Consider the following 14,814-nt stretch of genomic DNA (forward strand, 5'->3'; position numbering starts at 1 on the left):
ACCCGAACAAGGTTAAGAGCTGATGATGATACGGTCAGCCATCGGGATAATTTTGGTTTACGGTAATTTACCTTTACCGCGATCCCCGCCCTCTCGCCAATAGGCAATGGCGCGCGCCTCGACGCTGATGCGCGGCGGTGCCTCGTCATCGCACAGCGGATCATCGAACGCGACGTGCGGCACGCAGCGGGCGCCCCCGTCCCGGCTGTCATGCGTCTTGAAGATGATCGCCTCGTCCGTCGTCATATCGGGAAACCAAAGCCAGCGATGCGCCGGATCGTGCGCGACGACATAGCCCTCGAAGCTCCAGTCGCCCGAGGGACTGTCGAAAATCGCATCGGCGAGCAGCAGCTCTTCACCGGTGACCGACCGCGCATCGCAGATCGCCAGCGGCACATCCTGCGGGGCGGGCGAAAGAACGCGCCAGACATTGTAATGCGCGGCCCGAACAATGTCCCCCTCTGCGGGCTGACGCTGCGCCGAAAAACCCCGCGCCGTCGCGTCGCTGAGATCGACATGGGCGAAGCGCGCGGGATGGCTGTTATCGCTGCTGCCGGCCTTGCCGGAACGTTCCGAAAAGCGCAGGATCGGCGGACCGGTGACGATCACCACATCCGCCCCCGTCTCGCGCAGCAGCAGCGCTTCGATCTCCTCGGCATAGGCCGGAAAATTGGCCTTGTCGGCAAAGTCGGTGACCGCCGTGGGCGCGTCAACCAGCGCCACGCCGGCCGTGTCGAGGCCGAGCACCTCATGCCGTCCGTCGCTGGCGGCCATGCCGTGCTCTTCGATCACCACCGTGTCCCGGCTGTGATCGTTCGCATAATAACGCGGCCGTTCGTCGGTGCGTGCGACATAGTTGATCGTCACAGAGGGCCGATCAGCCCGAATTCTGGTCATCCACTCCTCCGTTCCGCCCGGGGTGTGCCTTTGTCAGGCCCGGATCAATGCTGCTTTCGTGCGATGAACTTTGCCGTCAGCGCGGCTCGAACGCAACGGATGTCCTGATGGCATGGAATATTAGGGGCCGACAGTCCCAAGGGACGCGCGTCACTCGGGGTCGCGGAAGCGGATCAGCCCTTCCTGCGCGACGCTGGCCACCAGGCGACCGTCCCGCGCGTAAAAATGCCCGCGCGCGAAGCCCCGTCCATGCCCTGCCCACGGGCTATCCGTGACGTAAAGCAGCCAGTCGCCGCACTCTACATCGTCGTGGAACCAGACGCTGTGATCGATGCTGGCACTGGCCACCCCGGGGCTGCCGATGTGCAGGCCGTGCGGCCGGTAGGCCGTTGCCAGCAGCAGCATGTCGCTGATGAACCCCAGCATCGCCCGCTGCATGGGCTGCTCAAGGCCGAGCGGCCCCTCCCCCACGCGCATCCAGCACAGCTGCGGCGCGGCATCGTGCATCTTGATGATGCCGGACTGGATATCGCCCACCGGACGGAAGCGCACCGGGCTGTTGCGCCCGGCAATCCAGCGCAGCACCGGACCGGCCGGGAGTTCATGCTGCTCGATGAGATCGCCGAGATCCTTGAGATCATCGGGGTCCGGCACCGGCGGCATGTCGCTCTGGTGCGCCGGACCGCGTTCGGCCTTATGGAAGGACGCGATCATGTTGAAGATCGGCTTCTCCTGCTGCCAGGCCACGATCCGCCGGTTTGAGAAGGCGCGGCCATCCATGTCCGCGTCCACCTGATAGTCGATGGGGTAGTCCTCACTGCCCGGGCGCATGAAATAGCAGTGCAGCGAATGCACGGGCCTGTCCGTCGCCACCGTCTTGGCCGCGGCCGCCAGCGCCTGCCCGACCACCTGCCCGCCATAGACGCGCCCTGCTCCCCCGGGCTTGCGATCGCCGAGGAAATGCCCGGGCTCTCCCGCCGGCTCGACATCGAGCAGGCGAATAAGCCCTGCGGTGAGCATGGACATGGGCGTGGCGTCGCTCGACATGAAGAGCATATCCCGTTCTGTTTCAATCGATTCACCGATTGGAATGCCCGTGTTTCCCACCTCAAGGCAAGCGCTGGACGGCGCCCCGCCCATGCCGTAGCGTCGTTTCATGACAGAACTCTTCGCCTTCAAGCTGTTGCGCCCCGAGGAATGGTCGGCATGGCGCGACTCAGGTGTTTTTACCGGCGCGCCGGTCGATCTGGCCGATGGCTACATCCACCTTTCCGCCCGCGAACAGGTGCGGGAAACGGCAGCCAAATGGTTTGCCGATATCGATCCGGCCATCCTCGTCATGGTCGATCTGCCGCCGCTGGGCGACACCGTGCGCTGGGAAGTCTCGCGCGGCGGCGCTCTGTTCCCGCATGTCTATGGCCCGATCCCGATGAGCGCGGTTGCCGGTCACAGCAAGCTGCGGCTAGGGGCGGACGGGAAACACGCATTCCCGGCAGGATTTGAAGAACCATGACCCATCAGGTGCACATCATCGGCGGCGGCCTCGCCGGCAGCGAGGCGGCGTGGCAGCTCGCCCAGGCCGGCGTGCGCGTGCGCCTCTCCGAGATGCGCGGCAGCGGAGAGCAGACCCCTGCGCATGAGACCGATGCACTGGCCGAGATGGTCTGCTCCAACAGCTTCCGTTCGGACGATGCCAACAGCAATGCCGTCGGCCTGCTGCATCAGGAAATGCGCGCGCTCGGTTCGCTCATCATGGCGCAGGCGGACAAGTGCAAGCTGCCAGCGGGCTCCGCGCTGGCGGTGGACCGGGACATTTTCGCGCAGGGCGTGACCGCTGCCATCCAAGCGCATCCGCTGATCGAGCTGGTGCGCGAACGCGTTGATGGCATTCCGGCGGAGGGCCCGACGATCATTGCCACCGGCCCGCTCACCGCCGCCCCCCTGGCCGAGGCGATCGCGCGGACGACCGGCAAGGACCAGCTCGCCTTCTTCGATGCCATCGCGCCCATCGTCCATGGCGACAGCATCGACATGTCGATCGCGTGGAAAGCCAGCCGCTGGGACAAGGGTTCGCCCGACGGCGACGGCAAGGATTATATCAACTGCCCGATGGACAAGGATCAATACGACGCCTTCGTCCAGGGTCTGCTCGATGGTCCCAAGACCGAGTTCAAGCAGTGGGAGAAGGACACACCCTATTTCGATGGCTGCATGCCCATCGAGGTGATGGCAGAGCGCGGCCGCGAGACGCTGCGCCACGGGCCGATGAAGCCGGTCGGGCTCGACAATCCCCGCACGGGCCGCTGGCCCTATGCCGTCGTGCAGCTGCGGCAGGACAATGCGCTGGGCACGCTGTGGAACATGGTCGGCTTCCAGACGAAACTCAAATATGAGGCGCAAGCCGCTCTGTTCAGGACGATTCCCGCGCTTGAGAACGCGCAATTTGCGCGGCTGGGCGGACTGCATCGCAACACCTTCATCAAGAGCCCGGAACTGTTGGACGATCGCCTGCGCCTGCGCGCCATGCCGCATGTGCGCTTTGCCGGGCAGATCACGGGCTGCGAGGGCTATGTGGAGAGCGCCGCCGTCGGCCTGCTTGCCGGCCTGTTCTGCGCGACGGACCTGAGCGGACGTGACATGCCCCTCCCCCCACCGCAGACCGCGCTGGGTGCCCTGCTCGGCCACATCACCGGGGGCGCCGACGCGGAGAGCTACCAGCCGATGAACGTCAACTTCGGCCTCTTCCCGCCCATCGAGGACGAGAGCGTGCGCAAGAAGCAGCGCAAACAGGCCTACACCGACCGGGCGCGAGAAGCGCTGGCGGGTTGGAAGGCGAGCGCCAGCCCGACCGCGGCCCTATCCGCTTAACGCGAAGGCCGCTCCTCTTGCCGGAAGCCGCGGCGAACGTAAGACATTGCATAGACGGAGACTTTTACTAGGCTGCGGGCCGGGGCCAACAAGCCCCATATCGCTGGGGGGAAGAATAGATGGAGGATATTCGCGTTTCGCGCGCACGCGTTGCAGCGCGGATCGTCGTCGCGGCAGCGCTGTTGTCAGGCCTTTGGACGCCCCCGGCGGTCAGCCAGACACCTCCACCGCCGGTCGCGGCCAACTCGCAGATCACCACAGTAGCCTTCGCAGCGCTGCCCTTTTTCGAGATGCCCCAGCTCTCGCCCGATGGTGAGAACATCGCCGGCCTGCTCGCGACCAGCGGCAAGCAGGTGATCGCGATCATGCCGCTAACAGGCGACCGATCAAATATGATCCGCCTGAATGTCCCCGATCTGATGGACGTGTCCGCCATTCGCTGGGTGGGCAATGATAATATTGTCGTCAACGTTATCGCGCTCGCGCCGATTGAAGGCGAGAACTGGTATCTGAGCCGTCTGATCGCGGTAAACCGGACCTCCGGCAAGGCAACGCAATTGCTCTGGGAGATGGGTGGGCAGAACGCCGGCGATATTCTCTGGGTGCCGTCCGATGACAGCACGCGAATTCTGGTGGCCGCCCAGAACAGCCCGTATCTGGGTGATCCCGACTTCTGGAGTGCCGTGTACAGCGTCGACGTGACGACCGGAAAGAAATCGCTGGTCGAAAAGAGCCGGCGGTTCGTCTCGGAATGGGGAGCCGATGCCCAGGGCCGGGTCCGTATCGGGATCGGCTACAATGATCAGACCACCAAATCGAGCCTGCTGTTCCGAGGACAGGCCGAGAACGGGCTGAGGACCATCGACACCGCTAATCTCAGCGTCGATGAATATCTCACCGTGCCCTTCTATTTCGTGCCCGGGACCGACCATGGCTATGTGTTTGAGGCGAATGATAAGGGCGTCACCTCAATTGTGGAGCGCAACCTGATAACGGGGAAAATCGCCCGCACCGTGTTTGACGATGCGCCAGTCGATTCCGTGATCCTGGATAAGCAGACATCCGCGCTGCTCGGGGTGGTCACGAACGACCGCGCGGCGCCGGTCCGCTGGCTCGATCCCGCTTTGCAGGCGCATCAAAACGACCTTCAAAAGGCCTCGCCGGGCTCGACGGTCGACATCCTCAGCTTCAACAGTGATCATTCCCGACTGCTGGTCAAATTCAGCACGCCGGACAATCCCGGCCTGCTCTATGTTCTGGATGCACCAAGCAATACGCTGGCCAAGCTGGCCGTCGTCAACCCGCGGATCGAGAGCAAACGCCTCTCGCGCGCAACTTACGTGGAATACAAAGCGCGCGATGGGCTTCAGATCGAAGGCGTGCTCACAATGCCGCGCGGCAGACCGGACAAGAATCTGCCGTTCATCGTCATGCCGCACGGCGGCCCATGGGCGCATGACCGTTTGACCTACGATTACTGGGTGCAGTTCCTTGCCGAGCGGGGCTATGCAGTTCTGCAGCCGAACTTCCGGGGATCGACAGGATATGGCGAGGCCTTTTTGAAAGCCGGCGAAGGCCAGATGGGTCTGGCCATGCAGGATGATGTGACGGACGGCGTCATGTGGGCTGTGAAGCAGGGCATTGCCGACCCCAAGCGGGTGTGCATCGTCGGCGCTTCCTATGGCGGCTATGCAGCGATGTGGGGGATCGCCAAGGACCCGGACCTCTATCGTTGTGCCATTTCGGTCAGCGGCGTATCCAACGTTCGTCGCGATGTGAACGACTTCGGAGGCTCAACCCGCGCCCGCCTCTTCAAGGGGCAGTGGCAGCGCATGGCGGCGGACTTCGATGCAATTTCGCCTTACAATGCCGTGGGTCGCATCAAGACGCCGCTCTTGCTGATCCACGGCAAGAAGGATGTTCGCGTCGATCACAACCAGTCGACCCGGATGCATGCCGCAATGACGAAGGCCGGCAAGAGCGTCGAGATGGTCTCCGTCCCGCTTGCAGACCACTATTTCACGCGCGAAGCGGATCGGTTGACGCTCCTGCGCGCGATGGAGGATTTCCTCGCCAAGCATAATCCTGCGGACTGAGCCGCTACGAACGCTTATGAAGCGCCGATGACCTCCCGCCCGCGCTCGACAGGACCAGACACGACACGCTCCTCACAGAGCCTCGCACACCTGCGCGCAGAGAGTGAGGCGCATCGGCTGGATGCGGCAGTGGATGCGCTTGTCGGGGAGTGGCAGGCCGTCATTCCGGCGCTGGATGCCGATGTGCGGGCGATTGCGGCGCGGGTCGCGCGGATCGATGATCGGTTGCGCGCGGAGACGGCAGCGGTGCTCAAGGCGTCGGGGCTATCCGATAATGAGTTTCGTCTGCTGGCGGGCCTGATGCGCATCGGCGCGCCCTATCGCGCGGCGCCGACCGACCTCGCCGGGCGCTATGTGCCGGTGACCTCGGGCGGGCTGACCGGGCTGGCGCGGCGGCTGGAGCAGCGCGGCCTGATCCGCCGCGTCTCGCATGCCAGCGACCAGCGCTCGCTGCTCGTCGAACTCACGCCCGACGGCATCGCGCTGGCCGGGCGGACCATGGCCGCCTTTACTGCGACGGAACAGCGCCTGATGGGCAGCCTTTCGCAGGCGGACCGGCAGCGTTGCAACGCGATCCTGCGCAAGCTGCTCCACTCGATCGAGGCCGCGCTGCCCTGAACGCGGGAGTGGTGGCGCCGGTCAGGCTTCAGCGAACTCGACCACCGGGATGGTATCGACAGCCACCGCGCCATCGCCTGCGTTCGCGAGGCGGACGTGGCGCACCCAGGCGGGATCTTCCTGCGGGAAATCGGTGCGCCCGTGGCCGCTGCGCGTCTCCTCGCGGGCGAGCTTGGCCGTCGCCACCAGTTCGGCGGTGAGCGCGAGATTGCGCAGTTCCTCGGCGGCGACCAGATCGGACTGATCGACATCGGTCGCAGCGATGCGCTGGATCTCCTGAAATTTGGCGATGGCATCGGTCAACTGGGTGCGGTTGGACACCACGCCGACCTGCGCCCACATGATCTCGCGCACCCTCTCGAACAGGGCGACAGGATCCTGCGCGCCCGTGCTGCGCGCCAGCCGCGCTGCCTCGGCCTCCACCGCAGCGGGATCGAGCGCGGGCAAGTCAGTCGTCTTCGCCCGCTGGGCCGCGCTCTGCCCGGCGATTCGGCCGAAGGTCTGCGTCTCCAGGAAGCCGCAGCCCTGCATCCGGTCGCCGCCATGAATGCCCCCGGACGCCTCGCCCGCTGCATAGAGGCCCGGCACCGCCGTCGCAGCGGTCACATCGATGCGCGCGCCGCCCATCAGGCGCTGGAACATGAGGGTGATCTCCACGATCTGCCCGCCTTCATAATTGCCGACCGGCGCGCGCGAGCGGGCGACCTGCCCGTCCTCGACATGCCAGACCACCGGCCCGCGCCCCTCAAAATTCTCGGTATAGACGGCGCGCGCCATCATGTAGCGCGGGGCGCATTCCATATTCTCGGGATCATATTTCTCCATGATCCGCTCGCCGAGCGAATTCACGTAAGCGGCGCCGTAGATCGGCCCGGCGGGCGGCGAATCGCGGAACTGGACGAACTCCATGTCGATCAGCGGTGCGCCGGCATGGAACGCCAGACTGTAGGAATCGCCCGTGGTGCGGCTGCCATGCTCGACCACTTCGTCGCAAAGCTTGGTGTAGAGACGGTTCACTCCGCCCGAGGCCAGCACGACGGCCTTGGCGCGGATGATGAAATGCTCGCCATCCGGGCCGACCGCATATGCCCCCGCGACGGCGCCATCGCTGAGCAGCAGGCGCGTGATCATGGTTCCTTCCTGCAGCGTCACGCCGGCATCGATCAGGCCGGTGCGCATGGGCGCGATGACATTGGCGTGCTTGCCCTTGCCCAGGCCCTGCGCCTGCAAGGTCCGGCGCACGGAATGGCCGGCGCGGCGGGAGATGAACCAGCTTCCATCGGCATTGCGGATGAAGGGCACGCCGCGCTTTTCCATATCTTCGGCCAGAAAGCGCCCATGCTCTGCGCATTGCGCCACCAGATCACGGTCGCAAATGCCGCCGCTGGCCTTCGCCCAATCTTCCACGAACAGCGCGGAGCTATCCGCCTCATCCAGCAACGGCACGCTGAAGCCGACCAGCGCGTGCGGGCTGGAGCCGCTATCGCCAACCGTGCCCTTGTCCACCAGCATCACGGCGACGCCCGCCGCTGCGGCCTCCAGCGCCGCGCGCGTCGCCGCAGAGCCGCCGCCGATCACCAGAACATCCGTCACCATTTCGCGGGCCACTGCGCATCTCCTAAAACCATCATGAGGGGCACCGAGCGCAGCGATGGCGCGTGCGGTGCGTTGGCCCTGAGGGTATTTTCGCGCCTGCCGACTGTCAATATATCTTAGTACTAAGATAATTGTGGCGTATGACGGGCGGAGGGAAAGCATGATAGAGACTGCCGGTCGTGACTGAAAAGCAACCCCTCCCCGATGGCACCATCATCGTCGAACTGGCCCGCTCCGGCCTGGAACTCACCGTGGCGCCGGGTCAGTCGATCCTTGAGGCGGTGCGCGAGGCCGGTGTGCCGGCCAGCTCTAGCTGCGAGCAGGGCACCTGCGGCGCCTGCGCAACGGAAGTGCTCGCCGGAACGCCCGAGCATTTCGACGCGGTGCTGACACCGCAGGAGAAGCGAGAGGGGAAGATGATGATGATCTGCTGCTCAGGCGCGCTCACCGAGCGGCTGGTGCTGGACCTTTGATGAGTGACCAGCCACGCGACTTGCCGGATGACAGCGAATAACTCGTATGGTATACATAATCGTCTACCAATGATTCAGGAGAGGTTTGCTGCGCCCGCCTCCTGGTCCTGTTGCGGGAGCCCCGGTTGCCGCGATCAAAATATTGATGGAGTGGTGAGTGCTCTCGATCCTGAAAAACACCTGGTACGCCGCAGCCTATTCCCATGAACTCGGCGAAGGCACGCTGGCCCGCACGCTGATCGATCAGAAGGCCGTGCTGTTCCGCGACAGCCATGGCGAGGCGGCGATGATCCTCAATCGCTGCCCGCACCGCTTTGCGCCGCTCTCCGCCGGCCGGATCATCGATGACACGCTGGAATGCCCCTACCACGGGCTGCGCTTCAACCGGGATGGCGAATGCGTGCTCAATCCGCACAGCAAGACCAAGGCCGGACTCCCTGCGGCGAACATTCGCGCCTGGCCGCTGCTGGAGCGCTATGGCATCATCTGGTTCTGGCCCGGCGACCCCGCAAAGGCCGACCCGGCGCTGCTGCCGGTCATCGATTTCCTTGAACAGCCTGATGATTATGCCGTGGTGCGCGGCCTGTTGCACGTGAAGGGTCATTATGAGCTGGTGGTGGATAATCTGCTCGACCTCAGTCACGCCGCCTTCATCCACCCGCAGTTCAGCGGGGGCAATTACACGCCAGAGCAATTGCTCGCCGCCACCACGCAGCGGCTGGAGCGCGGCGATCGCTGGATCACCAATCATCGCATCCGCAGCGGCCTAGGCCCCTCCTCGGCGCATGTCGGCCTGTTCGGCATGGACCCCAAGGTTGTGGTGGAAACCGACACCACCATGACCTGGCATCCGCCGGCGATGCTGGACTTCAAGCTGGGCAGCTGGGAGGTCGGTCAGCCGCGCGAGAGCGGCGCGCATATCCCGCAGCTCCACATCATTACGCCGGAGACCGAGTTCACCTCCCATTATTTCTTCGTCAACGGCCGCAATCGCCGTCGCGATGAGCCGGAGGTCGATCAGGCCCTGCTCGATTTCTTCGATATGGCTTTCCGCCAGCAGGACGAGCCGATGATCGAGATGGTGCAGGAGAATATGGGTGCCGTCAGCGACATCAATGAGTTGAACCCGATCCTGCTTGCGACGGATACGGCGCCGGTTTCCGCGCGCCGCATGCTGGCCGATCTCATCGCCCGCGAGCGCGCCGAGGAGGCCACCGCTTCCCTGAATGCTCCGCGTGCACCTGCGGAGATGGCGCACTGAGGGCCGCGCGCACCCACAGGTTAAATATTAGAAAGACGCGCGACCACATGGCATTGACGACGCCAGATTAGTATACTATTTTTTATATTGTTGCTGCCTAGCCGAAGCTTTCCACAGAAGAAAGCGGGGTTGGACCAGCCGCTGCCTGTCCCGCAAGTCTCGCGACGCATCGGATCGGGCGCCTGAGGGGAGACGGTCTTCAATGCGCATGCTGCTATCTGCAATCGCCCTGGCCCTGGCCGGCCTCACGCTGGCCCTGCCGGCGCGCGCGGCAGAGCCGGAAAAGATCGTCGACTCAAGCTGGACCGATGTCGGCAAGACCGGTTACGCCACCAAGCGCCTGGTCCTCGCCTCCGCGTGCCCGGAAGCCTGCCCCTGGGGCGAACTGGGTGAATTCGTGCGCGATGCGATGGCGCCGGAAGGCTATGAGATCATCCTCTGCCGCAATTGCAACCGCACCGAAGGGCCGCGTCTGGTGGGCAAGGCCGCCCTGCCCCCGCCGCTGAAGGAAGGCGATGTGCGCCACGGCACGACCCAGCGGATCAACGCCCCCATCGACTTTGGCATCACCGAGGCATCGATGATGACCTGGGCTTATCGCGGCCAATATATCTACGCCAAGGACGGTCCCTATCCCGCCCTGCGCCTGATCGCGCGGATCGAGGACCCAACCTATCTGCTGGTCGCGGTCAAGCCGGAACTTGGCATCAAAAGCCTTGCTGAAATTCGCGAACGCAAGCTGCCGGTGCGCATTCTCACCGATGGCCAGCCGAGCGAGGCGCCCGTGCTCGCTTATTACGGCCTCGACAAGGCCAGCGTGGAGAGCTGGGGCGGCTCGATCCAGAGCCCGCACGACGTGACGGCCGAGACGCCGTTCGATGTGGTCATCTCCAGTCTTGCCAGCCCGGCGAACAATCCTGAATCCTCCTTCTGGACGACGCTGACCGTCGCGCACAAACTCCACTTCCTCGATCTGCCGGACGATCTGCTCGACAAGATGGTCAAGGAGGCCGACATGGTCCGCACCACCGCCCGCTGGGGCGTGCTGCGCGGCGTGGATCGCGCGATCAAGACGGTCGGCCGCTCCGGCGAAGTCGTGTTCGGTCGCGTCGATATGCCGGATGACATCGCCTATGCCGCCGCACGCGGCATCGACCGGGCACGCGGCGAACTCAAATGGTTCGTGCGGCCCTATTCCATCGATCCACGCACGGTTGGCGACGGCAAGGGCGTTCCGCTGCATCCCGGCGCCGCGCGCTATTATCGGGAGATGGGCTACATCGACTGATCGGGCGGCTCGCAAGCGCCGGACATGACCCGCGTATCCCCACCAACGACACAGGGCGAACGACCCCAAGGCGCTCGCCAGCAGAAAGAAGCACCATGCCCTCGTCACCCAAGCCGCTGACCACTGGCTTCATCGTTCCGGCCGCGCTGAGCGGCGCCATCGGCCTCTATCTGGCGTTCGGCAAGTTCGACACGTTCATGTTCTTCGGCTTCCCGATCCTTGCCGGCATCGTGGGCGCGCTGATCCTGCGCCGGCTGGACCCGAAGCGCACGACGGCGGACCATGTGACGGATGCGATGCGCATCTATTTCGGCCTGCATCTCATCTGGTCGTCCTCGCGCTACTGGCTCACCGACATGCAGCCGGTCGTGCCCCACCCCATCGGCGGACCGTTCATCCAGTCGCTGCTCGATATGGGCCTCTTCCCGGGCATCAAGGCCATGGAGGGCCTTGTCGGCATCGTGCTGCTGACCAACCGGTTCGTGCCGCTGATGCTGGTGCTGCAGGTGCCGACCAGCTTTACGATCTTCTACCTTAATGCCATCGTCGTCGGCCTGCCGCGCCAGCTCATCACAGGACCGCTGGAGATCGGCGTGAACTGCGCGCTGCTGCTGGCCTATTTCCGCTATTACCAGCCTTTCCTGACCGCGCGCGCCTACGCCGCGCCACCGCGCTTCATGGGCGAGAGCGCCCTCGACACGCAGGAGCCGCCCCGCCCCCTTTGACACCATCCGCCGTGAGCGCGCGACACCAGAATCGCCCCCGGCCGCAGACCAACGCCTGACACGGAGAGAGAGCAGCATGGCATCCTTCACCCCAGCAGCCGGCACGGCATTGCCAGCCGAGCCCAGCGGCGCGGCGTCAGCTGTGGTTTCGCACGATCTGGGCACGGCCATCGACAATGCAGCCTGGAGCCCGTTCCAGAAGCTGCTGCTCGGCTGTTTCGCGCTGGTCTTCGCGGTTGACGGGCTGGCCAACCAGTCTCTCGGCATCGTGCTGCCGGCCCTGATCGCGGACTGGGGCATTCCCCGCGGCGCGTTCGCGCCGGTGACGGCCGCCAATCTGGCCGGCGTCGCATTGGGCTCGATCATCGGCGGGATCATGGGCGACCGGATCGGCCGCCGCTGGGCCTTGATCGTTGCCATCCTGCTGTTCGGCCTGATGACGGTGGCCGGTGGCTTCACGCATGACGCCACGCAATTGCTGCTCGTGCGCTTCCTCGATGGCCTTGGCATCGGCGCGGCGATCCCCAATGGCGCCGCGCTCATCTCCGAATTCACGCCGGAAAAGCGCCGGGGCCGCGCCATCGCCATCGGCATGGTTTTCATTCCCATTGGCGGCATCATCGCCGGCGGGCTCGGCGCCTCGGTGCTGGAGATGTTCGGATGGCGAACCCTGTTCTTCGTCGCAGGCGCCCTGCCAATCCTGCTGGCCCTCGCCTTCATCGTCTTCCTGCCGGAATCGCCGAGCTTCCTGCTGCGCGCCGGCCGGCATGAGGATCTGGCACGACTGCTCAAGCGGTGCCGCATCTCGCATGACCCGGCCCATCGCTTCGATGCACCGCCGCCAGCCAGCACGGTCATCGCGCCGCTACGCCTGCTGCTCTCGCCGGCGCTGCGCCACCAGACCCTGCTGCTCTGGGGCGGTTTTTTCACCTGCCTGATGGCCTCCTACACCATCTTCAGCTGGGTCCCGACGATGCTGAGCACATTGGGGTTCGATCTCACCATGACCAGCCTTGGCATCACCACCTTCCATATGGGCGGGGTGGTCGGCGCGCTGTTCAGCGGCATCCTGCTCGATCGCACCGGGTTCAGCCGCGCACATATGGGCCTGGCCGGCGCCGCTGCCCTGCTCGCGGGCGTTCTCGCCGTGCTGCTCGGCAGTGATGTGGTCTCGGCGCTCATCATCCTGCCGGTAATGGTCGCGCTCGGCTTCTGCATGGCGGGGCTTCACAACACGCTCTACACGCTGGCCGCCACGGCCTACCCCACCGCAGCGCGGGCAACCGGCGTGGGCGTCGCCTCCGCCACCGGGCGGCTGGGCGCGGTGCTCAGCTCGTTTACCGGCGTCATTTCGCTCGATCTGGGCGGCTCCTTTGCCTTCTTCGCCGTCGTCGCCGTGCTGCTCGCTCTATGCGGTCTGGCCGGATTTGCCGCCCGCGCCCGCCCCTCGGCCAGTGTGGCCTGAACGGAGATTCCCATGAAGACGATCCCTCTGATGCGCCGTAGCGCGCTTGCCGCACTCCTCCTCGCCGGCACTGCCGCGCCCCTGGCAGCCGACACCGGCGCCGCGCCGCAGGTGACGATTCGTCAGGGCGCGCTGAAAGGCGCCGAGGCGGACGGCGTGCGCAAGTTCCTCAACATCCCGTTCGGCGCGTCGACCGCGGGCGAGCGACGCTGGAAAGCACCGGTCGCGGCCTCCGGTTGGAGCGGCCTGCGCGATGCAACGCAGTTCGGCCCGATCTGCCCGCAATGGCGCCCGCCGGTCGACCAACGGCCGATGAGCGAGGACTGCCTTTCGGTAAATGTCTGGACGCCAGCCGACCACCAAGGGCCGCTCCCGGTGATGGTGTGGATCTACGGCGGCGGCTTCCTGGGCGGCTCCAACCGCGAGCCAGCCTATGACGGCACTGCGCTTGCGAAAATGGGTGTGGTGCTGGTTACTCTCAATTACCGCGTCGGCCCGCTCGGCTTCATGGCGCATCCGGGTCTTACCGCAGAAGCGCCTTACAAGGCCTCGGGCAATTACGGCATTCTCGACCAGATCGAGGGGCTGAAATGGGTGCGCGATAACATCGCGGCCTTCGGCGGCAATCCGGGCAACGTCACCGTGTTCGGCGAATCCGCCGGCAGCACCGCGATCAGCATCCTGCAGGCCTCGCCGCTGGCCAAGGGATTGTTCCACCGCGCGATTGGCGAGAGCACGTCCCAGTTCGATCCCGATGGTGGCCTCGTCGGCCGCAAGGACATGCGCGAGGCGGAGGCTTATGGTGCCGACTTTGGCCGCAAGCTTGGCGGCGAAACAGTCGCGCAGCTCCGCGCGCTGCCGATGGACGCGTTCACCAAGGAACTGGCCTTCTTCTGGCCCACCGAGCGTGACGGCTATGTGCTGCCGGACATCGTCTACAACATCTTCGCAGCGGGCAAGCAGAACGACGTGCCCACGCTGGTCGGCTCCAACTCCATGGAGGGATCGAACATCCGCAAGGATTGGGTGCAGCGGTCGGACACGAATGGCGCGGCTTACGACCGGATTTACGGGGCATTCAAGGACCAATTGGGCCAATCTTCGACCGATGCCGTCCAGTGGCAGATGCGCAGCTGGGCCAAACTTCAAGCCAAGACCGGTAAGTCCGGCGCGTGGCTCTACTGGTTCGATCAGCCCTGGCCCGGCAAGCCGGAAATGGGCGCCTTCCATTCAGCGGAGATCGTCTATGTCTTCCGCAACCTGCAGGTCGAGGATCAACCGTGGACGCCTGAGGATCACAAGCTCTCTGACCTCGTCTCGCAATATTGGGTGAACTTCGCCCGCACCGGCAATCCCAACGGCCCCGGCCTGCCGGAATGGCCGCGCTATGACGACACGGCACCCAAATTGATGCGCCTCTCCCCGCAGCCGGCCGTCATCGGCACCCCGCGCGCAGAAGCGCAGGCCTTCCTCGACAGCTATTTCGATGCGCGACGCTAGCGATCCGCGTCCGGCGGCGGCGCCGGA

General features: G+C 65.0%; 13 protein-coding genes. 10 read left to right on the top strand and 3 right to left on the bottom strand.

From position 1 onward, the window contains the following. Nucleotides 1–57 precede the first annotated feature (57 nt). Entirely contained in the window at nt 58–897 is an 840-nt protein-coding gene (locus M2332_RS04740) for a CmcJ/NvfI family oxidoreductase (RefSeq protein ID WP_264573162.1), read from the bottom strand. A gap of 150 nt (nt 898–1,047) precedes the next feature. Beyond that, entirely contained in the window at nt 1,048–1,944 is an 897-nt protein-coding gene (locus M2332_RS04745; protein ID WP_264573163.1) for an acyl-CoA thioesterase, read from the bottom strand. A 109-nt stretch (nt 1,945–2,053) separates the two neighbouring features. Between M2332_RS04745 and M2332_RS04750 the strand changes: the two genes are divergently transcribed. From M2332_RS04750 to M2332_RS04765, 4 genes are all read left to right on the top strand, one after another. Continuing rightward, nucleotides 2,054–2,410 carry a DUF952 domain-containing protein gene (locus tag M2332_RS04750; RefSeq protein WP_264573164.1) on the top strand — a complete coding sequence of 119 codons (357 nt, stop codon included), beginning with the start codon at nt 2,054–2,056 and terminating at the stop codon, nt 2,408–2,410. Beyond that, entirely contained in the window at nt 2,407–3,765 is a 1,359-nt protein-coding gene (trmFO, locus tag M2332_RS04755) for a methylenetetrahydrofolate--tRNA-(uracil(54)-C(5))-methyltransferase (FADH(2)-oxidizing) TrmFO (protein WP_264573165.1), read from the top strand. The genes M2332_RS04750 and trmFO overlap by 4 nt, the downstream gene beginning before the upstream one ends. Before the next feature lie 119 nt (nt 3,766–3,884). Further along, entirely contained in the window at nt 3,885–5,861 is a 1,977-nt protein-coding gene (locus M2332_RS04760) for an alpha/beta hydrolase family protein (RefSeq protein WP_264573166.1), read from the top strand. Nucleotides 5,862–5,888: 27 nt separating this feature from the next. Further along, entirely contained in the window at nt 5,889–6,479 is a 591-nt protein-coding gene (locus M2332_RS04765) for a MarR family winged helix-turn-helix transcriptional regulator (RefSeq protein WP_264573167.1), read from the top strand. 21 nt (nt 6,480–6,500) lie between these two features. Here M2332_RS04765 and M2332_RS04770 read toward each other — a convergent pair whose 3' ends face one another. After that, entirely contained in the window at nt 6,501–8,087 is a 1,587-nt protein-coding gene (locus M2332_RS04770; protein ID WP_264573168.1) for an FAD-binding protein, read from the bottom strand. Between the two features lie 167 nt (nt 8,088–8,254). On the opposite strand from M2332_RS04770, the gene M2332_RS04775 reads away from it, so the two are divergent. The 6 genes from M2332_RS04775 to M2332_RS04800 all read left to right on the top strand — a co-directional run bounded on the left by M2332_RS04775 (nt 8,255) and on the right by M2332_RS04800 (nt 14,787). Continuing rightward, a complete protein-coding gene (locus M2332_RS04775; protein WP_264570766.1) occupies nt 8,255–8,548 on the top strand; it encodes a 2Fe-2S iron-sulfur cluster binding domain-containing protein in 294 nt (97 codons plus the stop codon). Nucleotides 8,549–8,705: 157 nt separating this feature from the next. Next, the gene (locus tag M2332_RS04780; RefSeq protein WP_264573169.1) at nt 8,706–9,809 is read left to right on the top strand and encodes an aromatic ring-hydroxylating dioxygenase subunit alpha; all 1,104 of its coding nucleotides are present in this window, start codon (nt 8,706–8,708) and stop codon (nt 9,807–9,809) included. A 208-nt stretch (nt 9,810–10,017) separates the two neighbouring features. Beyond that, nucleotides 10,018–11,097: a TAXI family TRAP transporter solute-binding subunit gene (locus M2332_RS04785; protein ID WP_264573170.1), complete on the top strand. Its 1,080-nt coding sequence runs from the start codon at nt 10,018–10,020 to the stop codon at nt 11,095–11,097. A 95-nt stretch (nt 11,098–11,192) separates the two neighbouring features. Next, on the top strand, nt 11,193–11,822 hold the full coding sequence (locus M2332_RS04790) for a hypothetical protein (protein WP_181560100.1): 630 nt from the start codon (nt 11,193–11,195) through the stop codon (nt 11,820–11,822). 76 nt (nt 11,823–11,898) lie between these two features. Further along, complete coding sequence (locus M2332_RS04795; protein WP_264573171.1) at nt 11,899–13,287, top strand: MFS transporter; 1,389 nt, start codon at nt 11,899–11,901, stop codon at nt 13,285–13,287. A gap of 12 nt (nt 13,288–13,299) precedes the next feature. Beyond that, a complete protein-coding gene (locus M2332_RS04800) occupies nt 13,300–14,787 on the top strand; it encodes a carboxylesterase/lipase family protein (protein ID WP_264573172.1) in 1,488 nt (495 codons plus the stop codon). The last annotated feature ends 27 nt before the right edge of the window (nt 14,788–14,814 follow it).

It is taken from the genome of Sphingobium sp. B11D3A (assembly GCF_025961695.1).
Classification (GTDB): domain Bacteria; phylum Pseudomonadota; class Alphaproteobacteria; order Sphingomonadales; family Sphingomonadaceae; genus Sphingobium.